A 22,604-nucleotide genomic window follows, 5' to 3' on the forward strand; every position below is an offset into this window, starting at 1 on the left:
ATTGTAAAGCGACGTTATCCTTCCTCGTCCAGTTCCGGCTCGTACTTGTTTTCTACCATCAAGGCCAGCTCCAGTTCTTCGTTGAACTGTTCCAACTGGCTAAGTGCCACATTGTCCAGGTCAAAACTGACAAAGGCGGGAACCCCGTCTTCGCTCATGTTGGCAAGCAGGTTCAAGATGCGTTTGCGGCGCCAGCGGGGCATGTCGGTAATGGGGTATTCGTGGAGCCTGTCCAAAAAGGAACCGGGGCAGTAGTCCATCGCCTCTGAAAGTTTTTTCTTGAGCTTCTTGCGGTACTTTTCGACTTCGTCTTTTTTGCCTACCCGCGGAAGCTTGCGTACACCGGGCTCGATTCCTTCTAGCGCGAAATTGTCTACTGCAAAGGATACCGAGTCGAAGGTTATTTCGCCCCTGCGCAGGAATAACCAGCACGTTGTAGAATCACCTTCGGCATCGGTATAGGTGACGGTTCCTCGCTTGACGTGGCGCTCGTTGCCGACAACCTGGTCCATAGGCATGTCACGCCCGTTAATCTCAAATGTTACCTTGAAATTTTTCGTAGGAAACTTTTTGACGATGTATTCCCGGATGTAATCCGGCAGCCACTGGTGCTTGAACAGGTTCAGCATTTAAGCCTCCTTTTGTTGGGCATTGTATTCTTCAAGTTGCAGTGTATGGACCACGTTTTCTATAGGGAGGCTTTCATCTTCCATACTTCCGAGGCCCTGGTTCGATACATTGATTGATGTGACCAAAGCATTTCCAAAGGAAGTCACATTCATATCAGCCTTCGTGGTCGAACTCCCAAACTGATGACCGCACGAGCCGCAGGTCATAGCAACATTCTTTACCCCCGAAAGAGGGCTCCCGCCCCCGCCAATACAATAGGCAGTTTCGTGGCACTTGGGACATTCCCCCTGAAATGCCGGATTTTCCCACAGGCGAAGCAATCCACCCAAGAAAGCGACAGGAACATCCCACGCACCTGTATAAGCAAGTCCAAACCGGATACCGTCTATGTGGCAACGGGCCATCTCGATATCGGCACAAATACGGTCCCTGTTGCGAATGAACAGGGGCACGCTTTCGCGAAGAATTCGCTCGTGGCGCTTCTTACGGGCCTTGTAGATGTCTGCAATGGCCCGTTCTTCCATATGTAACGCCTGCTGGTCATTGCTGACGGTAGGCATTTCCACATCGTATGGCATGCGCCTGTAGTAATGTTCTTCCATAATGCGGTTTCCCTTTTTTTGTTGCACATTTTATTATGTGATTTAAATTCCCTTTTTCAACGGTATTTGTGAATCTTTGTCGAATGTGTAGTGTCGGCTTTTAGCAATACTCCTTTGCTTTGGTTTATGTGCCCCTGAATCCAGATGTAATGGATTACATTGTGGGCTGCAATCAGGCTATCGACAGCCTCGCGGGAGACTCCTGTAAAGTCAAAAGGACGACATCCGTAACGAATCCGTTTTTCAAAGTCTATCAGTGAGTCGCCATGCATTTCGAATCTATTTGTGATTTCAAATTCGGTATTTTCCCAGCTGATAAACCCATCAGGGCAGTGGAATGAAAATTCCATCAAGGTTTCTTCGTGATCCCTCCGAAATTCGAAAAAGGCTGTCGTGATGGTCACGGAAATTAGCAATCCTACGCATACCCAGAACCAGGAATTCTTAAGAGTCGCTTTTGAAATGAGTTTCATTTCCATCCCCTTTGTTTAAAGCTTTTTTATAAATTCCGCAAAACCCTCTTTGATAAGAACCTTTATTCTTGGGTCAGAACTATTTTCCTGCTTGAGCTTATCAATAAGCCTCTTATAACCGGAGTTAGGTAAATCTCTATCGGAAATCGGTTTAGATTTCATTGTGTCCTCGCATCAATAACGGAAATGTTCGCATTCCCCTATTCTTATATCGTCAATTGCGGAGAGATTGTAAAAAAAAACACCACCCGATTGAATCGAGTGGCGTTATGTAGTTGATTTTTGTCCAATTCTAATGTTTTGCCGGAAAACGCCCAGTGTATTTTGAATTTTTGAACATGTCGGTTGTATCCGTGTCGCTAGAGATGTTCCAATTGCTTATGTCTCCGTTGAAATCAGAATAACTAAACATGCCTTCCATATCAGTTACATTAGACACATCCCAGTGACTAATATTTCCATTAAACATCGAACCGAAAAACATGCCTCCCATATCAGTTACACGGGCTACATTCCAGTAACTGATATCGCCATTGAACTTTGAACCATGAAACATACAGTTCATATCAATTACATTAGACACATCCCAGTGACTTATGTCGCCATCGAAATATGAACAAGCAAACATATTGTTCATATTAGTTACATTAGACACATTCCAGAGACTGATATCGCCATCAAAAGTTGACCCCTCAAACATACAGCTCATATTAGTTACATTAGACACATTCCAATGACTTATGTCGCCATTGAACGATGAATGATCAAACATGAAGCTCATATCAATTACATTTGATACGTTCCAGCGACTTATGTCGCCATTGAACGAAGAATTTGCGAACATGGCGTTCATGTTGGTTACACTTGACACATCTATAAAATTCAGGTCCGCCTTTTTACCCAATATTCCAATAGCTCCTGCGACAATTTTTTTTACGTTGTCATCAGTCGCCTTTACAGGTAAAAGTATTGGCATGTTTTCAAATTTAATTTTACGATAACCAAACATTTCCGTTATTTCTGTTTTATCAATGGACAATTTCCATGAGCTTAGATCTCTATCAAAAGAATGACATATAAGAAACATATCGCTCATGTCAGTTACATTAGACACATTCCAGTGACTGATGTCACCATTGAACGAAGAATCCTCAAACATATGGCTCATGTCCGTTACATTTGATACATCCCACTTGCTGATGTCACCATTGAAGGGACTTGTTTCAAACATGTAATTCATGTATTTAACACTGGACACATTCCAATTGCTAATATCACCATTAAACATACAGTGGCTAAACATGTAACTCATATTTGTTACATTCGACACGTCCCATTCACTAATATCGCCATTGAACTGACTGTCCCTAAAAAGACCTCCCATATCAGTGACATTGGATACATCAATGAAATTCAGGTTACATTCATATCCTTTTTCTCTGATTGTTGCGTAGACAAGTTCCTCTAATTGATTTCTGTCTTGTACAACAACCCTTTCATTATTTGCAAAGGATCTATGAGTTAATTCCGCTGCTTCGCGTGCCCTGTATTCAGCAATAATCTCTTCACATAGTTTCAGTTTTTGGGCTTCTTCGTTTGACATTGGTTTTTCGTTATTTTCGTTGCTCATGACCTGTTTCCTTGCAAAAATGTGGCGATCCTGTTCGATTTTTAAAGAAATCTATATAAAAAAGCACAAAAAAAGGAAAATTTTACCCTACAAATGGGCAAAAATTCCCTTGACAAAGGTATTTCTTCGTTATTTCGATAAATTCGGGGTATTCGATGCCCCCAAAATCATGCTCGTAGGTTATCATGCCCTTACGGACAAGGTCGTTACAATTGCAGTAGCGCAAAATGCGCGAGGCCTTCTCAATCGCTCCGAAATATCGTTTGGTCCTTTCGAAAAGATCCTTGGTCAGATAGCGCTCTGGGTTTTCAAGAACGTCCGACATACAGCACATCACCTTTTCGGTATTCCTGGCAGCGGTTGCTGTCCGAAAGACAGGGATTCCCGCATTGCGGAATGTTCCCAAGGAACCGGCACAACCATAGACAAGTCCCTCCTTCGTGCGAAGTTGATTCAACAATATGGCCTCGTCGCTAGCCGCGAGCATGTTTGTGGCAAGCAGCGTTGCTGCATAATCGCGGTTGCCTACGATTGGCTCCGTGCCGATGAATACAATAGAATTGTATTCGTCATCGTCGTTTGACTCCGGATTTTCTGGCATGTTCCAAACACTTCTGTATGGGGCGATTTGCCCAAACCGTCTGCTCTCCGAGAACTCAACTTCCGGGAAATGAACCCTACGTGGCCCCACATAGACAATTCGGCTGGGGCGGGCTACAAGTCGTTTGTAATCCTTCTTGAACTCGTCAAACGTGTAGGCTCGAATATCTTCAAGCACTCCTTCGGGCCCGTGGAGTCCGTAAGTTTCCAATGTGGCGCGACCGAGGGTCCGTTGAAAAGCATCCACATTCATCAGCTCCACTTCGTTGATTACGGCACTCCGCTCGCTTTCAAAATCTTCTTGTGTAAAGCGGTCTGCATCGGAGTTTACTATTTGCTGCACGATGATCGGGGCCTGCTTTTCCAGTTCCTCGGCAGTCCCGGTAAACGAGGCGTTTACCATCTCGTAGTTTACGCAATAGTCGTTTTCGATACCGTTCTCGTGGAGTATCGGCGCAATCGGGTCCATCGCCTTGCCAATCATGTGCTCGATAAGGTGACACGAGCCATGCTTGCCGTCCGCCTCGTCAAGAGGCGAGAGATTGTCGTAAACAACATGCAAACTCGCCATTTCAAGAGGATTTATTTCTTGTATGATCATTTTGCCCGCTTTTATATTTCGTCGTCCCTCAGCATGTTCGACCCTGCACTTCTAAAGAGTTCCCGCATGAACTCGTCGTAGCCGGGTTCGCCCTTCATCGGATGGCGCCTGATGTTGCTGGTTGTAGGTTTGCTGTTCTGGTCGAGTTCCTTCTTTTCTTCGATTTTGTTATCCATGTTGGACTCCTTGTTTTTTTTGTGTATTGCCGTTCTGTTGCGTCGCTTTACATATATCGTCACAATGACGCGATTTGTAAAAAAAAACGTGCAATTTCAGCTTGAATTACGCAGCCGTCGTAACAAGGGAATTGAAATCCATTCCTTTTTCGGCAAGCATGCGGACGAGCTTCTTACGGTAGTTGCCGGTGCTTGCCCGAGTACAGCCCATGAACCTTGCGACTTCGGCATCGGATCCCTTGAAGCCCTGATTGCACACTTCTTGACAGGTCTCAAAGTAGGCTGCAATTCTGGGGGCGCTGGCAGCAATGTTCTTGATTTTGAGGATGGCGTCTCTCCTGAAGCAATCGCCCTCGACATCTTCTTCATTTGGAGTTCTTTCCAGCAGGGCGGCAAAAGCGTCTTCTTCTGCAAATTCTTCGGAAGCATTTATCTGCATTTTGGAACTGATTTTTATGCGATCGTCACGTTTGGCGTTATCACGCTTGTCGGCGGCGAGTTTCCAACAGACCTTCTGGGCGATATACGCCAAGAATGGCACGCCAAGATTTTGGTCGAAGTTCATGACCGCCCCGCAAAAAAAGAGGTATGCGTCCGAGGCCAGTTTCTCCCGGCGATCCCTAGGCGAATCCCCGATCATGTCGAAATCGGAGTTTATGCGATAGGATTTTCCGACCATATTGCCCATGACGGTGTCCCCTACAATTTCCCAAAGAAGTCTCAGGGCACCCGAACAAATGCGCCCATTTTGTGCATTTTGGGCAACCTCTACGAGGCTATTGATGTTCATCTGGGTGGACTGCGTGCCGTTGTGTTGCGTCATGAACAACTCCTTTTAAGTGTTAAAATGGCGATTTTACGCAGAAATCGGTAATTTCCTAGCAAAAAGACACGATGTATCCCCGGGTCCCCTCAATCGGGGGATCTTTATAACACGGGCGTTTGCAGAGGAAAATTATTTGATTCTAATCACCGCTATTTATTATGTGATTCATTTGACATTAAATGTCAAAATGCAGCAAATACGACAAAATCAGATGAATCTATTCCAGGATTAGGATATTATCCGCTACCGTCAACCGTGGCAATTTTTTCGTGGGCGTAGAACGAGGCAATTTCGTTTGGCAAAATTTATCAAGGAAACTTCTTAGCGCATTTTGCAAATGAATAACAGCGTAATTTTCGACATCGTCAACAAAGTAGCTGTATTGCACAGTACCTAGTTTTGTCAAACCATCTAGTTTTGCTATCGGGAATAGTTCGGTTTTTTTCTTATAGCCTTCCTCATCATTCTTGCCATAGGCGTTTTCATAAAGTGCGGTCATGATATTCGAAGACCATTCTGGCATATCCCCGTTGCGGAGCGCCATATCGAGAATCGAACAGTTTGTAAAGCTCGGCTTTCTCTTGTTCTTGAATGCAGGTTCATAAAGAAACTTGTAGCGGCTATTGAATTTACGGTTGGCGTCACGACCGTCAGTTACACTGTTTTTTTCGTAAAATTCAGAGTAGTCTTCGATAAAATCGTAGCGGTCGTATGCGTTCGGAAAAATAGAAACGAAAACCGCATAGGCGATGGAACCATATTCTTGCGGGAAAGATTGTATTTCACCGACAGAAATGCTGCTTAAAAGCAATAGCAGGTTTTCTGGATTCTTAAATAGATTCGATTCTGGCAAAGCTCTTGTACGCACAGGCGAATCCTTCGCAAGTTTCCTCATGTCGTTTGCATACTTCACCAGTCTTTCTACTGGGCCGCTGATTCCGTATCCCTTGCCGTTTCCAAACATCGCTTTGATAAGGCTTGCCGCAAAAGTGTCTGCGTATTCAAAGCCCCTGGCGGTCAATACTTCGCGGCCATCCCTGTTGACGAATTTATGCGGCTTGAGTTTTGGTAGGTAGATCTTGTTGTAATATTCGTTCGCCTCGCGAATCAGACCAAAATCGTCGATATAGGTGATTGCTCCGTTTTTCGCTATTTTTGCTCGCCCCGTAAAAAATGTCAATCTGCCATTCCCGTCACATTTCGTTATCTCGGCGAGAACATGAGCCACCATCACGGACAAGTCTTCGATTTCAAGCCCCTTTACCCCGTGTTTCAACTTATCGTAGCTTTCCCAGAAATTTCGGTTATCCGCAAATAATTCCCAGTTCTTGATTTTGGGATTTGGAAATTTTCGGTAAATGATGCTCAGGGCGTCGATGATTTCTTTTTGTTTGGCGGCAGAATAAAACTGTTCCCAAGAAGATATGCCTAATGGCGTTTCCTCCTTATCGGCCCAGTCTTCGGGCAAGCTAGTTTCCGTTGCAGATATTTTTTGCACAGGGATGGCGGCTTCGTAAAGGATGGGGAGGATTGCGGACATTTCGTCTGTTGAGAATTGAACCTGATAATGGTTGCGAACCAGGATGAACCTAGGGCCAGCTTCTCCAAAAACTCGCTTCTTCGATTCGTCGCATTTCGTCATATTGTCGATTTTTGCGAGGATTGACGCCTTCTGCCGGCCTTCGGTTTTCGATTCGGCAACCAAAGCGTAAAGGGATTGCCAAGCGCTTGTTTTTCCTGGATGTTTCAGAAACTCTTCTCGGCCGATAATGCAGCCTTGCTGCGGAAATAGCCAACCAAAGCGAGGGAACCTACGGTTGCCCGTGCGCCTGGAACCGCACAGTTTCAAGATTGCGTTGTCTTCGGTCGGTTCTTCATAATCGCGACGCAAACATTCTTGTGCAAATTCGATATCCTTATAGAAAACAAACATCCGTTCATGGGTTTCCTTGCTGACATCCCAGGAACTCCTCGCATATCCTCCATTTGCATTCAACTGCTTGTCGCCCCAATTAAAATAAGGCTTGGGTGCAATTTTCTCGAGAATATTCCAGATGTCCTGCTTGCTCATAAAAAAAACTTTCAATACATTTATTATGTGATTTGATAATAGCAAATGGATTAAATGATGGCTACCCCCAAAACGATAAATCCCGCAATAACAAGCAAAAGCGACAAAACGGCAAAAAATACCTTTATAGTGGCCACCACAAGGAGCACAAGTAGGCATAAGGTCACGATGCCGACAATCATTGCTAAAAAGAGAGTTTCCATAACCTATTGCTTAGCAGCGGCAAAGCATCCTTCGCCCGTGATGGCTACGAAAATGTCTTTCCCGAGCATCAGGGTGTCGCCCGCCCCGATGTGATAAATTTTCCAGATCTCGTTTCCATCGAAACGGTCATCGTGGCAGTGTTTGTAAGGCGGAGTCGTTTCGCGGCATTCCGTATAGGTGTAATTTAGGCGTGTGTCGAAACACCTTTCGAACTCAGAAATCCGATAACAGACCCGCAGCGGATCGTCCCTGTTTTGCAAGACCTTTACACGAAAATCACCTTGCGTTTCCTCAGAAAGCGCCGTCCGGTTTAGACAATGGATCTTTGTAATGCTGTTGAATCTGGCAGAAACGAGCGTGTCGAAGCGGTTCTCCCTGTCGTGTGTCGTAGCGCAGGCACAAATAAGCAGGGCAAGCGCAAAGGCGATGATAAATTTTTTATTTGCCCATCTGTTTCCCATACACGCTCCCCGGTCGCTCCCACTGGTCCCATCCGTAGCCTGGCTTCAGCTGAATCCAGTCGTATGTGTCGCGATACCTTATCTGGTTCTCGTATTTCTTGTCGAACCTGTCCAGGACCTCCCTAGTATTCGATAGGGTCTGTCTGATTGGGGCTCCATCTTCGTAATATATGGTCTGGTTTTCCTTCGGCTTGAACCAGTATTCTCCAACCACGTCGAACCCGCCGTTGACGGTAGCCAAAATGTCCGGGCAATTCTCGCGGTACACGTCGTTGGTCAGAAAATTGCCGCCCATGTCAGGGTATGACCAATCGTAGGCACAATACAGTCCGATAATCTTGCCGTTCTCCTCCATCGCCTGTGCTTTCGCAAGGTGCAGTATGAGAATGTTGTCACATTGTCCGTCACTGTTCACTGGGAAGTTAATCTGTCCGACATAATGGCATACCTCCTTGTCGCCAAGGTCGATTATGGCTCCCGGATGGTTCCATGCAGTAGAATACATGGAATTTGTGCGGGCGAAACGCCACACGCCGGTCGGCTTGTCGGCAAAAGCTAGGGTCGAAAGTGCGAGTGCTAGCAGAAGAACTCTTTTCATGGTGAACCTCACTGATGGGCAAGTTTTTCTTTTTCAAATACTTCTTGAAATTCCTCAACTGTCAATTTTTCAAGGCTATTGAACATTTCTCCTGAAACGTCAAATGAAGTGGCCAGTTCTCCATATTCCGGAGTGTAGGCAATGTCAGGGATGGTCATCCCGCCATGTTTTTCGGGATGCCGCTTCTCGTCGATGTTGAACCAGTATTCATACTGGCCGAAACCATCTTCCTTGGTGGTATATGGCAGGATAATCGCTTCAAGTTCTTCTAGGGTCATGCGGGCCTCCTTTGCGTGATTTGGGCTTTTGGACGTTTCGCAAATGTATATCGCTTTTGGCATCGGATTTGTAAAAATTCATTCCGTCATGGCGAGGAGCGATTGCCCCGAAGCAATCTACTCGCATTTTCCCACGAAATTTTCTTCCAATCCTTACCCGCAATTTGCTTGCTCGTTGCAATTCGTGCCCGCAAGTGCCGCGGAAGGGAACTTTTCAGATAACGCCCAGGGATGGGAGAGTCTGTCCCGAACAAAATTCGATCAATAAAGTCCTGTTCACGCGCAACATGAATAAGATTTCGCAGCTGATTATGCGGCATAAAGGATGTATCAACATAAGCGTTCGGATTTTTCATCAAAACATAAATTGTTGGAGATAGCGGGCGTCCATGTGCAAGAATTACAGGAACATCTCTATAGATTTTACAAATATGTCCAAAATTTCCTGCATTACACCATTCGTTCTTTTCGCCCGTATGGACTTTCACAAACAGTCCCAATTCCCTCGCAATTTCAAAGACTCGTCTAAAGCATTTGTCCGACGCAGTAGGTATCCATTTCTCGGAATCACCGTGAATTTTCAACCCACAAATTTTGCCACCCTTTTCACTCATATATAAAGACAAGTCTCGCGAACGCTTCAGCATATCATGAGTCACCCACAAAATAGGCTTGGCGCGCCCTTCTGAAAGTTCATACATAGCGATACGTTCTTCTAGCAGAAAATTAGGGTCATCCGTAACGACAGTACTGGTACTAGAATAGGCAAAATGCATAATGCCAGCCAAACTCAGCGTGCGTAATATTCGAGGCGGCGTGTAATAGTCGTCAAAATATTGTCCTATATGCACATGAAAATCGAAAAGTTTCATCCCTTTCTCATTTTTGCCTTAGCTTCTTCAACCAATATTCTATTCAGGTGCGCAGCCTTACAGAAGTGACGAGCCACTTTCAAATAATCACCTCCACTTTCGTTGAAATTACGAACAAGACAAGCTGCACAGAACTGTCTGTCTTCGCAATCATAGCATTGCGGAATGGCAGATTTGGTAAGATTACGGAGCTTATTTAATTGCGGAGACTTTTCCCAAATATCCTTGATGGGTTGTTCGCGAACATTACCACACGCCATACCCTGCCAACCGCTGCACGGATACACTATGCCATCACTTGCGATACAGAGATTATCCATACCTACACCGCAGAACGGTTGCTTTTCCCATTCCTCCCGTGATACAGGACAAATAGGTGTTTCAGTGAAATCAAGATAATCCTTATCAAATTGAATAATGTCTTTAAGAAGTTCCTCAGTTTGTTCCATAGACAAACGTTCTGTAAGATTGTCCGTGGTAAAATCGTAACGAGCCATCATCACATAATCCGTTTGAGCCTTGCAGTTACGTTCGTAAGCGTATTTCAGCACTTCCTTGTAAGAATGATAATTCGTTTTCATCACAGGGCAACTGATTTGCACGGGAATATTCGCTGCAATTAGAGCATCAATGGCTGCTTTGGTCTTTTCACAAGAACCTTTAAGTTGCGTGATATGGTCATGTTCTTCAGGAATGACGCTATAGAGTGAAGTTTGAACAAGTCCTGGATTGACTTCTTTTAAAACTTCAATCATTTTTGGGGTGATAAGTGTGATATTAGAAAGTATTGTAAAACTAAAATCCAATTCGCGGGCTTTTCGAAGAATTTTTTCTGCATCAGGATGAGTAAAAAACTCTCCCCCAGACAATGTCAACCCCAAGACACCTAAATCATACAACTGTTCAAGAACATTTTCGATTACTTCGTATGGCAACACCATATTTTTCAATTCATGCGGAATGTAACAGTGGATGCATCGTTCATTACAGCGGTTGGTTGTCTCAATTTGGCAACTATGAATTTGCGGATGCTGACGATAATAACCAAAAAGTAGTTCCTGAGTATCGGTATAGAGTTTTTCATCATCTGTATTCTGTTGCGCATTATAGGTAAACAGAGTTTTCGGATTTCCTGCATAACTGAAGTGAGTGTCTTTAGCAGCACACTCTTTGGCTGTATTTCCAGAAATCAAGTAGCGGTCGTCAACCAAGGAATCCAAAAATTCCAGCAAGTCCGCTTGAACATCTGATGGAGAAACATCTTCAAAATATTCACACGCCCTTACAGCTAGAATTTCTAGATTTTGTGGCTCACGAGAAAGAACATCAAGAAAAGCACGACCTTCCTGAGTGTAGGTGCGGTCGTGTTTGGTGAGCTGACTATAGATATAGCCATACTCACCAATGGAACGAATAAATGTATCACGAGATAGACGATAGAACATGTTCTACGATTCCTGCATTTTTACTTTTTCAACAAAAAATGCTTCTATTCTATTTTTTAATCTTGGGCCAAATGTTCGAACATGCTCTTTTTTATTCTCAACAGTGTAAACACAATATTCCTTATCTTTATAGGCTATAATTTCTATTTTGGCAATAATTTTCTTCTCGTTTTTTTTCAGCATCAGTCCATAAGAATGTTCTAAGGGACTAGATACATTTTTATTGCAAATTTGCAATTCATAATCGCCCATTTTCTCATTCAGCAAAATTCTATTGAAGTTGTTTTTTACAGAACGCAAAAAATTTGATATCGTAGTTAGCTTTTCGTCCATTTTTTTCTGTTGCAGAATTCTTTTTTTCTCTGCGGTTTCATAATTCTTCATTTGACTAGACTTTTTTTGCTGTCGATTTTTCGAAATTAGCTGAATTTGATCTGCTATTGATTTTTTTAACATTATCAACTCCTTACTAATGAACAATTATTCCATTGTCTTTTAATGAAATAAAGCCCTGTTTTTTTAACGAATCTAAAGCGTCATCAACAGATAAATCCGAAGAAATTCCTTGCATTAATTTCCACTGCGAAATTTGAGCGTCCGTGACAAACCCTTTTTCTCCTTTAAGAAAACGCAATAATTTTTCTTCTAATTCAGTCTGTGTCATATATATTCCTTTGAATCCAATTAGGGGAAAAATATTTCCTAAAGCAGGGCACGAACGCCTTGCCATAGGAAATAATGCCTATTATTTTACGAAGCTCGATCGCACTTCTTGCAATTGAATACCGGATGACCGGCACTTTCTTCAGGGCATCCAGCAGCGAAGCTTCCGGTCGGGTTGTTCTTGGCGATAAGTTGGGGCTTCTTGTAAGCCATTTTCTTTTGTTGTTTCATAATATACCTCATGAGAGTATGTTATCCCGCTGGATTGTTGCGCACCATGCCGCGCGGGTTTCGGTACGGTGTGTTTTGCGTTTGCAAAAGGTTTGAGAGGGGCCTTTCGACAGGCTCAGGGACATTATTCATCATCCATTGCTGCCGGGGCTTCCTTGAATTTCTTCGGCCAGAAGTTCCACAGCAAGAAGAATACCGCTGTTACTACTTCGGCAACAATGAATAGCATTGATCGTGTTTCGGAAGCCGCATCACTGAAAAAGAATGCACACGAAGCCATAAGAACTGCAAGAAACAGTAAACAAGTGACAATCCTTATCAGGACCAAACCAAATTTCAATAAGAAATACAGCATCACTGCGGTCATCATAGCCCAAATGACGATGCTGTATTCCTTAAAAAAGTCCTTGTACGACGGAAAAACCTGTTCGCTAAAGACCAACAATAGGGTCGCCGGTAAAAAAGCCAAAACCGCCGAGAAGCAAATGCGGACAAACGCCTGTTTATATTTATGCGTGGAATATTTCGACGCATGGCAGGGGAATGCCATAAGCCAGGTTATAAAAGCCCCAGCCGTCTTGAAACCTTTTTTGTCGATAAGGCCTTGGGCTCGTGCCTGTTCTTCTTTGTCCAATAATCCTTTCACAAGGCGCATGTGAATGTTGATTATCTTGCTGTCGCACCAGCTGAAAAATTTCCCGATTTTCTGGACAAAACTGGGGCGTTGGTTGAGTTCTTCGTTTTCCATAGGCAATATTCTTCCTGTTAAGTTTTTAGGAGTCCGCCCCTGCTCAGCAAGGAACCGTGCCAAATTTTGTATGGATACAAAAAAGGCGCAGATCGTTGCGTTTTTCTAGCCGAGGCTCTGCATTGCCCAAGAACGATAAACACAAACGACCCACGCCCCAAATGGGCTGTTGCCCTTGGTCTACACGACCAAAAATCAGCCGAATGGCTGATACGACAATCTGAAGCATACCGCAATGCGGCATGCCTGCGTGAGCGTTCGCCTTGTCCCCGTTCTTGTGAAATTTGCAGATTTCGGCCAGAGAACAAGAGCTAAACTCTCTATTTCGTACTAAAAATAACATAAAATAGTCTAAAAAGCGCACGAAAGTGCAGAAAAATTCTTTTTTTTCGGAAAAAAGGCGTTTTTTCTCAAATGTGTATTCCATAATCGGCTCTTCCTTGTAGTTTGGACGTACCCTGTCATAGTATTGCTTTTTGCACGGGAAATGTAAAAGGCTACGTCCAAAGCGTTAAAGACATCTTTTACAATTTTCGACGGGGAAATGGAAATCTTAAAATTTGACGTTTTTCGCCATTTTCGGTTCAATTAGCCACTAGCGATGACTTTAGCCCGTGCATACCGATGAAAATGGTTTTTTGATTATAGGAATTATCGACTTTCTGAAAACAGGTGCCGGCAAACTTTTGGGCTAGCGTATAAGGCTTCACAACGCGTAAAAAGCATAGTGAGTCATAGCAAATAAGTATTAATTGTTTATGCAATTATTTTTTTCGGTGGCATAAACATATATTTAAGCCAAACGCCTGGTACACAACCTTGTGGGCCACAACTTTGTGTACTTTTTGGTGCACAACCTTGTGTACCGATGAAAAATAATGTGACCTTGGTTGCTTTTTCACGCCAGCGTATAGCTTTTATCCAGCAATTTCTTGATTTCGGTTAGCGGCACCGTCCCGTCAAGGACGACCGTTACCCAGCTTTTCTTGTTCATGTGGTATGCGGGGAGGTAGCCGGGCTTTTTCAGGAGTCCCGGCAATTCCTTCGGGATTATCTTGAAGTTCGCTACTTCGATAATCTCGTCGCCCTTGAGGCCAACTTTTGATTTTTCGACAGTCCCCAACAGGCAATACCATTTCTTGTTTTTGTGCTTGCGGATGGCGGCGAATTGCGGAAACCGTTCCCACAGATATTCGGGCTTGTCTCCGTATTTTTGCTCCGCGTAGCCAATCAGGTCGTTCGCTGATCTCCTTTTGAAAATCTGCGTCTCGAAGCATTCGCTAATGAATTTATCTGTAATGGCAGAAACTTCTTTGCGGATGCGGCCCACGAGGGCCCCCTGCACTGACAGCACCGAAAACAGCAGGTATTCTTCACCGGAATCGTTATCGAACACCTTGACTGAAACCTTCTTGCCTCGTCCCACTCTGATTTCAAGACGGAATTGTCCGCCAAGTATTTCGCGGACGAGCGCATAGTTAGGCCCTTCCTTCGTGAACCCGAAAGGAATGAGTTTCTTGACAAGAAGTTTCTTGCCATTGAATTGTTCTTCGATGCCTGTCACGATCGAAAAGATAGATAATATCCTTGCCAACGGAAAAATTTTTTCCTAAATTCGCTTGCGAAATCAACGTGTAGCGGTCCCGCATAAGTCCAGTTGTAAGGCTTTGCGGGCTTTTTTTTATGGCGATTCCGTGCGGTTTCGCCAAGAGGAATTTATGAGCGGAAAACAGAAATTCACTTTCCTTATGTTGTTGCTTGGGCTGCTTTCGGCGTTTGGCCCCTTCGTGACTGACCTTTACTTGCCGGCCCTCCCGAGCCTTGCCGATTATTTTGCGGCAAGCCCCTCGATGGCACAGTTGAGCCTCACCATGAGCATGCTCGGGCTTTCGGTGGGGCAACTTTTTGTAGGCCCGCTGAGCGACAAGTACGGCCGCAAAAAATTGTTGCTAGTTTGTCTGTTGCTTTTTGTCTGCGGGACTGTCGCCTGCATTGTCGCGCCGAACATCGTAACCTTCAACGTGTTTCGTTTGTTGCAGGGCATGGCTGCGTCTGGCGGAATCGTGATAGCCCGTTCCATTTCGGCGGATTCCTACCGTGGTCCCGTCCTCACCAAGTTCCTTGCCATGGTGAGCGCTGTGAACGGAGTCGCCCCGATTATAGCCCCGGTGCTGGGCGGATTCTTGCTGAATTTCATGAGCTGGAAAGGGACTTTCGCGGTATTGCTTCTGTATGGTGCTCTGCTGCTCTTTATGTCAGGGAAATTCCAGGAATCGCTCCCGGTAAAACGCCGCAGCAAAAAGTCTGTCTTGGCAAGTTTTAGCTTGTACGCAAAAGTATTCAAGAACCGCACCTACGTATTGTATTTTCTGGTATGCACGTTCCCGATGATTATCTTGTTCGGGTATATCGCCTCTTCGCCGTTTATCTACCAAAAAATCTACGGCCTTTCGCCTGTCGGCTTTAGCCTGTGCTTTGCGTTGAACGCGTTGTTCACGGCGTTCGGTTGTGCGCTTTCGGGCAAGGTCGGCAACGAATACAAGGCCTTGAAAATCGCTGGCGTGGGAATGCTCGTTTTCGCAATTGCCGTCGCTGCCGCCCTCATGACGCACGCTTTACTCCCGCTTCTGCAAGTCGCTTTCATGGGGCTTACGTTCATGTTCGGCATGAGCCAGCCTCCGGCAACGGCCTTGGCATTGAACGCCGAACGCGCAAATGCAGGCACCGCAGCCGCAGCCATCGGGGCATCGGGCTTCCTGATGGGCGGAATTGTCTCCCCGCTGGTGGGCATGGGGGACATTGCCGCAAGCGTCTCGATCGTCCTTGTAGTGGGGGCCGTTTTGACGCTTGTTTCGGTTCTCGCTGGCGGTTCACTATGCGCAAAAGGCATAGTGAGTCATAGCAAATAAGTATTTTGAATTGCTTGCACAATTATTTATATTGTGTGTATGCGAAACATTGTCCTTATAGCGTTGTTCTTTCTCGTGGCCTGCAGCGATGCGGCGAGCCATTCGACGCAACCTGAAACTCAGACGCCGAAATCGTCCGCCAATTCATCCGCTCAAACGGAGGCTCCCGTGAAACTCAAGATCCATGTGAACGATACCGCCTTCACGGCAACGTTCGAAGAAAATTCCTCCGCCAAGGCCTTCGCCGAATTTCTCATGCAGGGCGACATGACGCTCGACATGCACGACTACGGCAGTTTCGAGAAGGTGGCCGACCTGCCGCGCAGTTTCCCGCGTAACGACAAGCAAATCGACACCGATGCAGGCGACATCATCCTTTACCAGGGCAATTCCATCACCATCTACTACGACAAGAATTCCTGGAACTTCACCCGCCTGGCCCGTATCGACAATGTGAACAAGAAACGCCTCCAGCAGATCCTCGGCAAAGGGAACGTGAAGGCGACATTTTCGGTGGAATAAACAGCGAAAGCTCTAACTAACCCATGTTTTTTTGTAATCAAATTTTTACTTTAAATTTCTAGTTGTTCTATTGACATTACAATGATAATTGGATATATTTTGTGTTGTAACAATTAAAGAACAACAAAGATAAAAAACGGGCTTGGCCCAAGGAGATTCAAAATGGAAAAGAACAACTTCAAGACCGTAAATCTTGGCAAGGGCGTCGTGGAAATCTACGATTTCGGGGCGGTCAAGCTGCATGCCTACAAGACAAACGACCTGATAACCGACGAATGTTTCTTGCTGGAAAAGGACGGCAAGATGTTCATGGTCGAAGCCCCCTGTTTCTTCGACAACATCAAGGAACTGGAAGCCTACATCAAGGGCCTTTCGGTAGAATTCGTGGGAACGGTGATTGCCTACCATGGCGCGGGCGCGACCTTCATGAAGGGGGCTCCCGTGTACAGCACCCGCCATGCCGACGATTACAACCATAACGGGGGAGGTGCGGCCCTGGTCAAGAATTTCACGGTGGCTTTTGGCGATGCTTTTGACAACTCCATTTACGCGACGACAGACTTTATCGAAGGCGAGACTCTGAATCTTGCGGGCATCGACATGCGCGTTGTCGCGACCCAAGAGGCATTCGATATCGAATTTCCCGAAATCAACGTTGTCTACACCCACATGATGGGCCACGACGTTCATTCCATCGTGGCGGGGAGCAAGCACGCCGATGCCATCATCGCGCAGCTCACGGATTACATCGACCGCGGAATTTCCCTGATTCTCACGTCGCACTACACGGTGGAAAATTTGGAAGATGCCCGTGCTAAAATCCAGTACCTGAAGGTGATGAAGAATATCGCCCTCAAGAACGTGAACCCGGCGGCATTCAAGAGCGCCATGAAGCAGGAATTCGCGAACTACTCCGGCGAAAACTACCTGGACATGACGGCGGGAATGTTCTACAAATAGACCAAGATGCGTGTGAACGCAGGCAACAATTGTTAAATTGTGGATTATGAAAGTCAGCGTTCGTTTTACGGCAGCGGTCCACACCTTGCTTTGCATCCACTTCTTCGAGGGGGCGGAGCGGGTGACCTCGGAATTCATATCGGGCAGCACCGGCGTGAATGCGGTCATCATCCGCAAGGTTCTTTTGCAGTTGCAAAAGGCGGGCCTGGTTGAGACGGCTCCTGGCGTAGGGGGCTCTCACCTTGCGCGTCCTGCCGACAAGATAACGCTCCTGGATGTCTACAAGGCCATCAACGATAACGACGAGGAACGGATTGTCTTCAGTTTCCACCCGGAACCGAATCCGCTGTGCCCCGTAGGCAGGAACATCCATCGCCTGTTGGACCCGGCCCTGAATTCGGCGCAGACGGCGCTGGAAATGGAACTGGAGAAGACGACTCTGAAGGGCCTCGCCGCACAACTCAAGACCGTCCCTGAACCATCCGGGAGGAATCATGAATCAAGCAGAGCGCAGACTATTCCTGATAAAGTATCTATTGGCGGAAAGTCCCAGGTACAGCGGCACGACCATCCCCGCGGACGCCGAAGGACAGAAAATCCTGTTGCGTTCCTTGATGAACGTGCGGGAGGCCGCCCCCGCAAGCGATGAATTCTACAGGATTCAGGACGAATACCTGCAGGAATCCATCCGTGACCGCGGAATAACGGACATCGCGGACATTGAAAGTATCGGCAGGCGCTTCAGCGCGGGTGCGCCGGACTTGTTTGGCGATTCCCTGTTTTTGTGGCGCGGCGACATCACCACTCTCAGGGTGGATGCAATCGTGAATGCGGCCAACAGCGGTATGACGGGTTGCTGGCAGCCTTGCCACAGCTGTATCGACAACTGCATCCACACTTTCGCGGGAGTCCGCCTCCGTAGCGCTTGCGACACCCTGATGAAACGGCAAGGGCACCCCGAACCCACAGGACAGGCGAAAATCACGCCGGCCTACAACCTGCCCTGCAAATACGTGCTGCACACGGTGGGGCCAATCGTGGGCTACGGCCTTACGGAACGGGACTGCAAGTTGCTGGAATCGTGCTACAGGAACTGCCTCGATGTTGCGGCCCGGAACGGCGTGGAATCTATCGCCTTCTGCTGTATTTCTACAGGCGTATTCCGGTTTCCGCCGGAACGCGCCGCCCAAATCGCGGTGGATACGGTGCTGGAATGGAAACGCCGTACGCAAAACCCCATGAAGGTTGTCTTCAACGTTTTCAGTGAAAAGGATGAGGCTATCTATGCGCGGATTTTTGAAAAAATCAACGGATGATTTTTCTGCCGAAGTATCGAGACTGAAAGAGGCTCTGACAAGGGCGGATGCCGTCGTCGTGGGCGCGGGCGCAGGACTTTCGACATCGGCGGGATTTACCTATTCCGGGGAACGATTTGTCAAGTACTTCGCCGACTTTTCTGTAAAGTACGGCTTTTCGGACATGTATTCCGGCGGCTTTTTCCCTTACGGGACTCCCGAAGAAATGTGGGCCTTCTGGAGCCGCTATGTCACGATAAACCGCTACATGGCCGCCCCGAAACCCGTCTACGAAAATCTCCTGAAAATCCTACGGGATAAGGATTACTTTGTCCTTACCACCAACGTGGACCATTGTTTCCAGAAAGCGGGCTTTGACAAGGAACGGCTCTTTTACACCCAGGGCGATTTCGGGCTTTTCCAATGCAGTAAGCCATGCCACCTTTGCACCTACGACAACGAAAAGCAGATTCGTGCCATGTTCGACGCCCAGGGATTTTCAAAAGAGACGGGCTTGTTCGGCGCCATGACCGTCCCTGCGGAACTGTTGCCCAGGTGCCCCATTTGCGGCCGCCCCATGTCCATGAACCTGCGTTCCGATTCCACCTTCGTAGAAGACGACGGCTGGCACCGTGCTGCAAAACGTTACCGCGAATTTCTCGACAGATGTAACGCCATGCGCGGCGGAAACGTGCTGTTCCTGGAACTGGGCGTAGGCATGAACACCCCCGGAATCATCAAGTACCCGTTCTGGCAAATGACCGCCCTGAATTCGAACGCCACCTACGCCTGCATCAACTACGGACAGGCCTACGCTCCCGACGACATCGGACCCCGCTCGATAAGCGTCGACAGCGATATCGGCGAGGTGGTGACGTCTCTCTTCTAGTGCTCTAGTCGGTGTTCCCGTCGCAAACCAGTAATTATAAAAATTTCCGAACCGTAAAATCGTTAATTCTAGCCGTAATTTTGCAATTGTGAATCGGTATTTTTTTATCTAATTTATACCTAAGAAAGGTAGCCCAAAAGGAACACTCCATGAAAAAACTCGCAAGAATTTTCATCCCGGTCTTAACGCTTGCGCTTGCCTTGATCTCCTTGGTGGGCTGTGCCGAGCGCAACAGGGCCGACCAGAACGCCGATGTGGATTTCTCGAAAAAAGGCGATGTGCTGGTCGTGTATTTTACCTGGTCTGGACATCTGCGGAGCATGGCGCACTGGATTGCCGACGAAGTCGGAGCCGATTACGCCCGCATCTTGCGCAAGGAAGAATACCCTGTTAGCTACAACGAGACCGCCGATGTTGCCAAAAAGGAAAAGGACGGAAACATTTATCCCGAGATAAACCTCTTCCTGAGCAACAAAGAAATGGATCGTTACAAGACCGTGTTTGTTGGCTTTCCGGTCTGGTGGTACGACGTGCCGATGCCCGTGATGACATTCCTGAAGCAGGCGAACTTGCAAGGCAAAAACGTCTATGTGTTCTTCTCTCACGAAGGGTCGTCCGATGGTGCAGGGAGCCTCCTTACGCTCGAAAAGCTGATGCAGGCGAAGGGTGCTGCATTCGACAAGAATACCGCCCTTTCTGTGCGCGGAAGCAAGGTCAAGGATTCCGAAACCGTTGTCCGCGATTGGGTGAAGGCGCTCTCGAAATAATAAACGAGGTCAAATCTTGATTTTTCGTCTAGACAAAATAGCGCTTCGTTGGATGGTGGTTTTGGCTTTTGCCTGTGCCACGGGTTCCGCTGCTGTCGAAGCAGATTCCGTAACAACCTCGGTGACTGTCGATACCGCGCCAAAACTTTCCCCGTTCGATCACCTGGGCCATAACATGTTGCTGAGTGCGTTCGGCTGGCCGCTCGGGTTCCACATGCTCGGCGGTGCGCTTACGTACAAGTTCTCGATGGAAAACAACGACCTGATGGTGGCCCGTTTTGCGGCCCGTCAGGACCAGCTCACGTACGGCATCGCGTTCACTCCCGGCATGATGATGGGGACGTTCTTCCCGATTCTTGTTCCGGGCTACATGTACTTTATCAGCGACAACCGCGCGCTGAACAACACCGGCGCCGTCGCCGTGCAGGCCACCGCCGTGGCGTTCCTCTACAACAATATTCTCAAGGCGATTTCGGCACGCGAACACCCTGATGCGGAACTCAACAGCGGCGAGCGTTCCCGCGATTTCAAATGGGGATTTTTTAGGCGCGGAGTCTTTTACGGCTGGCCCTCGGGGCATTCTATGACCAACGCGGCCATGGCCATGAGCATTGCAAGTTACAACCGCGACAAGCCTCTCGTCGTGGCAGGCTGCGCCCTGTATGCAGGCTACATCGCGACAAGCATGGTTCTCGGCGCAAAAGGGGAGGCCCACTGGTTCTCCGACGCCGTCGCGGGCACCCTGATGGGAACCTCCATCGGCTGGTACATCGGCAGCGTGTTCTACAAGGAAAAAGTCGGCGAAAAGCAGACCCCGCCCAAGGTCACCATCGCCCCGCTATTTTACGACGACACCAAAGGCGCCGTGCTCAGCGTGAGAATTTAGGGATTTACTTTTAAGAAGGCCTATTCTTCAATACCGTAGAGTCGGTTGTGGGCGAGGCAGTCGGCGAGTTTTTTGTATTCGGAAACAAAGGCTTCGCGGCTCGGGGCATCTCCGAGTGCCCGGTAGAGCGCGCTCGAGAGTGTTCCGCGGTCGAGCATCTTTTCCATGGTGCTTGCGGAAACTTCGGTGAGTTCGTTTTTTACCATGGCAAAGATGTGTTTCCAGAGTTCGCCGGCTGTGCATTTTCCGCTCATGCCGAAAACAGAGAGGTATTCGGGCCAGTCGATGACGGTGTCCTCGGCATCGCGGGAGGTTGCAGTAAGGAGTGCCGAGAGGCGTTCCGTATCAAAGTCGCGAAGATTCTTGCCCGCAATGGCCTTGAGCGTCGCAATTTCGAGTTCCACGATGGCGATGTCCGCGTTTGGGCATTCCTGGATGTCCACGAGCCGGATTTCGATGGCTCCGCGGTCAAAACGCGCGATGGCCCCGCGGCTGTTCAAGAAGAAATGGTTCAGAAGGTGCTCGGGGTCGTAGGGCGCGATGGCCTTCTTGACCTTGTCGAAGATTTGCCTGTTGTATTCGTCGTAGGTGTATGCCTTTTCGGGAATCACGAGGCCCGCGATTTCGGGAACCTTGTCCTGGTTGTGGCGGTAGACTTCGATGCGGGCATCCTTGAAGCCCGTGTACTTGCCGTCGAGGTAGGGGCTGCTCGCGGCTATGGCGGGGATGAGCGGCAAGAGCAGGCGGATGGCCGCATGGAGCTCGCCGAATTCGTCGTCACCGTCGAAAGAGAGGTTCAGGTGGGTGCTCTGCAGGTTCGCCCAGCCGTGGCCCTTGCAGTTGAAGATGCGGTCGTATGTCTGGTAGATGTCGTTGCAGTCGTAGGGCCAGAGCTGCATCTCCGAGGGGTCCATGAAGGGGTGCGCGGCGCTTGGCAGTAGCATGGCGTTAATTTTTTCGAGCTTCTTGTTCGCGCGGCGGATTTCGTGGAAGAATCGTTTGCCGAGCCCGTCGAAGGTGGACTTGGGGTGTGCGCACTTGAATTCGAGCACATGGCTCACGAGTTCGTTCGAAAGCCCGATATCGTCGTATTCCACGTCGGAAAGCTGGTTGCCGTCCTTGTCCTTGCCGAGGGGGATGTCGGCGCGGGGCAGCACCTGCAGCGTTTCTCGGTCCACGATCATGAATTCCATTTCGACGCCGAAGCGTTCCCAAATTTTAAAGTTGCTCATGACAATCTCTCTTCGTCAAATCCTTTCAGGGCTCA

At 47.5% G+C, this 22,604-nt stretch carries 28 protein-coding genes and 1 pseudogene; 9 read left to right on the forward strand and 20 right to left on the reverse strand.

Annotation, left to right across the window (positions count from 1 at the left end):
• Positions 1-14: 14 nt before the first annotated feature.
• The 7 genes from B4B27_RS13990 to B4B27_RS14020 all read right to left on the reverse strand — a co-directional run bounded on the left by B4B27_RS13990 (position 15) and on the right by B4B27_RS14020 (position 4,712).
• Positions 15-629: a hypothetical protein gene (locus tag B4B27_RS13990; protein ID WP_290727252.1), complete on the reverse strand. Its 615-nt coding sequence runs from the start codon at positions 627-629 to the stop codon at positions 15-17.
• Entirely contained in the window at positions 630-1,232 is a 603-nt protein-coding gene (locus tag B4B27_RS13995; RefSeq protein WP_290727253.1) for a hypothetical protein, read from the reverse strand.
• 56 nt (positions 1,233-1,288) lie between these two features.
• Positions 1,289-1,705 carry a hypothetical protein gene (locus B4B27_RS14000; protein WP_290727254.1) on the reverse strand — a complete coding sequence of 139 codons (417 nt, stop codon included), beginning with the start codon at positions 1,703-1,705 and terminating at the stop codon, positions 1,289-1,291.
• 15 nt (positions 1,706-1,720) lie between these two features.
• Entirely contained in the window at positions 1,721-1,867 is a 147-nt protein-coding gene (locus B4B27_RS14005; RefSeq protein ID WP_290727255.1) for a hypothetical protein, read from the reverse strand.
• A gap of 130 nt (positions 1,868-1,997) precedes the next feature.
• On the reverse strand, positions 1,998-3,335 hold the full coding sequence (locus B4B27_RS14010) for a BspA family leucine-rich repeat surface protein (RefSeq protein ID WP_290727256.1): 1,338 nt from the start codon (positions 3,333-3,335) through the stop codon (positions 1,998-2,000).
• An 82-nt stretch (positions 3,336-3,417) separates the two neighbouring features.
• Positions 3,418-4,506 carry a M16 family metallopeptidase gene (locus B4B27_RS14015; RefSeq protein WP_290727258.1) on the reverse strand — a complete coding sequence of 363 codons (1,089 nt, stop codon included), beginning with the start codon at positions 4,504-4,506 and terminating at the stop codon, positions 3,418-3,420.
• A 41-nt stretch (positions 4,507-4,547) separates the two neighbouring features.
• Positions 4,548-4,712 carry a hypothetical protein gene (locus B4B27_RS14020; protein WP_173381149.1) on the reverse strand — a complete coding sequence of 55 codons (165 nt, stop codon included), beginning with the start codon at positions 4,710-4,712 and terminating at the stop codon, positions 4,548-4,550.
• Here B4B27_RS14020 and B4B27_RS14025 point away from each other — a divergent pair.
• Positions 4,711-5,586 carry a hypothetical protein gene (locus B4B27_RS14025; RefSeq protein WP_290727261.1) on the forward strand — a complete coding sequence of 292 codons (876 nt, stop codon included), beginning with the start codon at positions 4,711-4,713 and terminating at the stop codon, positions 5,584-5,586. The genes B4B27_RS14020 and B4B27_RS14025 overlap by 2 nt on opposite strands.
• Positions 5,587-5,755: 169 nt before the next feature.
• On the opposite strand, the gene B4B27_RS14030 is transcribed toward B4B27_RS14025, so the two are convergent.
• From B4B27_RS14030 to B4B27_RS14085, 12 genes are all read right to left on the reverse strand, one after another.
• Positions 5,756-7,609 carry a hypothetical protein gene (locus B4B27_RS14030; protein ID WP_290727263.1) on the reverse strand — a complete coding sequence of 618 codons (1,854 nt, stop codon included), beginning with the start codon at positions 7,607-7,609 and terminating at the stop codon, positions 5,756-5,758.
• Between the two features lie 206 nt (positions 7,610-7,815).
• Complete coding sequence (locus B4B27_RS14035) at positions 7,816-8,274, reverse strand: hypothetical protein (RefSeq protein ID WP_290727265.1); 459 nt, start codon at positions 8,272-8,274, stop codon at positions 7,816-7,818.
• Entirely contained in the window at positions 8,252-8,872 is a 621-nt protein-coding gene (locus tag B4B27_RS14040; RefSeq protein ID WP_290727267.1) for a hypothetical protein, read from the reverse strand. The genes B4B27_RS14035 and B4B27_RS14040 overlap by 23 nt, the downstream gene beginning before the upstream one ends.
• Positions 8,873-8,880: 8 nt before the next feature.
• Positions 8,881-9,150 carry a hypothetical protein gene (locus B4B27_RS14045; protein WP_290727269.1) on the reverse strand — a complete coding sequence of 90 codons (270 nt, stop codon included), beginning with the start codon at positions 9,148-9,150 and terminating at the stop codon, positions 8,881-8,883.
• An 86-nt stretch (positions 9,151-9,236) separates the two neighbouring features.
• Positions 9,237-10,022: an amidohydrolase family protein gene (locus B4B27_RS14050; RefSeq protein ID WP_290727271.1), complete on the reverse strand. Its 786-nt coding sequence runs from the start codon at positions 10,020-10,022 to the stop codon at positions 9,237-9,239.
• A complete protein-coding gene (locus B4B27_RS14055) occupies positions 10,019-11,467 on the reverse strand; it encodes a radical SAM/SPASM domain-containing protein (protein ID WP_290727273.1) in 1,449 nt (482 codons plus the stop codon). Before B4B27_RS14055 ends, B4B27_RS14050 begins: the two co-directional genes overlap by 4 nt.
• A 3-nt stretch (positions 11,468-11,470) precedes the next feature.
• Entirely contained in the window at positions 11,471-11,923 is a 453-nt protein-coding gene (locus tag B4B27_RS14060) for a hypothetical protein (RefSeq protein ID WP_290727275.1), read from the reverse strand.
• 13 nt (positions 11,924-11,936) lie between these two features.
• Positions 11,937-12,131, reverse strand: coding sequence for a hypothetical protein (locus B4B27_RS14065; RefSeq protein WP_290727276.1), 195 nt, complete (start codon positions 12,129-12,131; stop codon positions 11,937-11,939).
• A gap of 86 nt (positions 12,132-12,217) precedes the next feature.
• The gene (locus B4B27_RS14070) at positions 12,218-12,361 is read right to left on the reverse strand and encodes a hypothetical protein (protein WP_290727277.1); all 144 of its coding nucleotides are present in this window, start codon (positions 12,359-12,361) and stop codon (positions 12,218-12,220) included.
• 124 nt (positions 12,362-12,485) lie between these two features.
• On the reverse strand, positions 12,486-13,109 hold the full coding sequence (locus B4B27_RS14075) for a hypothetical protein (RefSeq protein WP_290727278.1): 624 nt from the start codon (positions 13,107-13,109) through the stop codon (positions 12,486-12,488).
• A 43-nt stretch (positions 13,110-13,152) separates the two neighbouring features.
• On the reverse strand, positions 13,153-13,536 hold the full coding sequence (locus B4B27_RS14080; RefSeq protein WP_290727279.1) for a hypothetical protein: 384 nt from the start codon (positions 13,534-13,536) through the stop codon (positions 13,153-13,155).
• Between the two features lie 471 nt (positions 13,537-14,007).
• Positions 14,008-14,673 (reverse strand): MmcQ/YjbR family DNA-binding protein, encoded by a 666-nt coding sequence (locus tag B4B27_RS14085; RefSeq protein WP_173348403.1) that lies wholly within the window; start codon positions 14,671-14,673, stop codon positions 14,008-14,010.
• Positions 14,674-14,827: 154 nt separating this feature from the next.
• On the opposite strand from B4B27_RS14085, the gene B4B27_RS14090 reads away from it, so the two are divergent.
• From B4B27_RS14090 to B4B27_RS14125, 8 genes and pseudogenes are all read left to right on the forward strand, one after another.
• Complete coding sequence (locus B4B27_RS14090; RefSeq protein WP_290727280.1) at positions 14,828-16,018, forward strand: Bcr/CflA family efflux MFS transporter; 1,191 nt, start codon at positions 14,828-14,830, stop codon at positions 16,016-16,018.
• A 39-nt stretch (positions 16,019-16,057) separates the two neighbouring features.
• Entirely contained in the window at positions 16,058-16,540 is a 483-nt protein-coding gene (locus B4B27_RS14095) for a cyclophilin-like fold protein (RefSeq protein ID WP_290727281.1), read from the forward strand.
• A 162-nt stretch (positions 16,541-16,702) separates the two neighbouring features.
• Positions 16,703-17,500, forward strand: coding sequence for a hypothetical protein (locus tag B4B27_RS14100; RefSeq protein WP_290727282.1), 798 nt, complete (start codon positions 16,703-16,705; stop codon positions 17,498-17,500).
• A gap of 46 nt (positions 17,501-17,546) precedes the next feature.
• Positions 17,547-17,963, forward strand: a pseudogene (locus tag B4B27_RS14105) (Rrf2 family transcriptional regulator); the annotation flags it as partial.
• 31 nt (positions 17,964-17,994) lie between these two features.
• Positions 17,995-18,816: a protein-ADP-ribose hydrolase gene (locus tag B4B27_RS14110; protein ID WP_349678261.1), complete on the forward strand. Its 822-nt coding sequence runs from the start codon at positions 17,995-17,997 to the stop codon at positions 18,814-18,816.
• Positions 18,785-19,684, forward strand: a complete 900-nt coding sequence (locus B4B27_RS14115) for an SIR2 family NAD-dependent protein deacylase (RefSeq protein WP_290727285.1) — start codon at positions 18,785-18,787, stop codon at positions 19,682-19,684. The genes B4B27_RS14110 and B4B27_RS14115 overlap by 32 nt, the downstream gene beginning before the upstream one ends.
• 149 nt (positions 19,685-19,833) lie before the next feature.
• Positions 19,834-20,451: a flavodoxin family protein gene (locus tag B4B27_RS14120; protein ID WP_290727286.1), complete on the forward strand. Its 618-nt coding sequence runs from the start codon at positions 19,834-19,836 to the stop codon at positions 20,449-20,451.
• A 16-nt stretch (positions 20,452-20,467) separates the two neighbouring features.
• On the forward strand, positions 20,468-21,337 hold the full coding sequence (locus B4B27_RS14125; RefSeq protein WP_290727288.1) for a phosphatase PAP2 family protein: 870 nt from the start codon (positions 20,468-20,470) through the stop codon (positions 21,335-21,337).
• 20 nt (positions 21,338-21,357) lie between these two features.
• On the opposite strand, the gene B4B27_RS14130 is transcribed toward B4B27_RS14125, so the two are convergent.
• Complete coding sequence (locus B4B27_RS14130) at positions 21,358-22,569, reverse strand: carboxylate-amine ligase (protein ID WP_290727289.1); 1,212 nt, start codon at positions 22,567-22,569, stop codon at positions 21,358-21,360.
• Between the last annotated feature and the right edge of the window lie 35 nt (positions 22,570-22,604).

It is taken from the genome of Fibrobacter sp. UBA2449, assembly GCF_002342555.1.
Taxonomy (GTDB): Bacteria; Fibrobacterota; Fibrobacteria; order Fibrobacterales; family Fibrobacteraceae; genus Fibrobacter.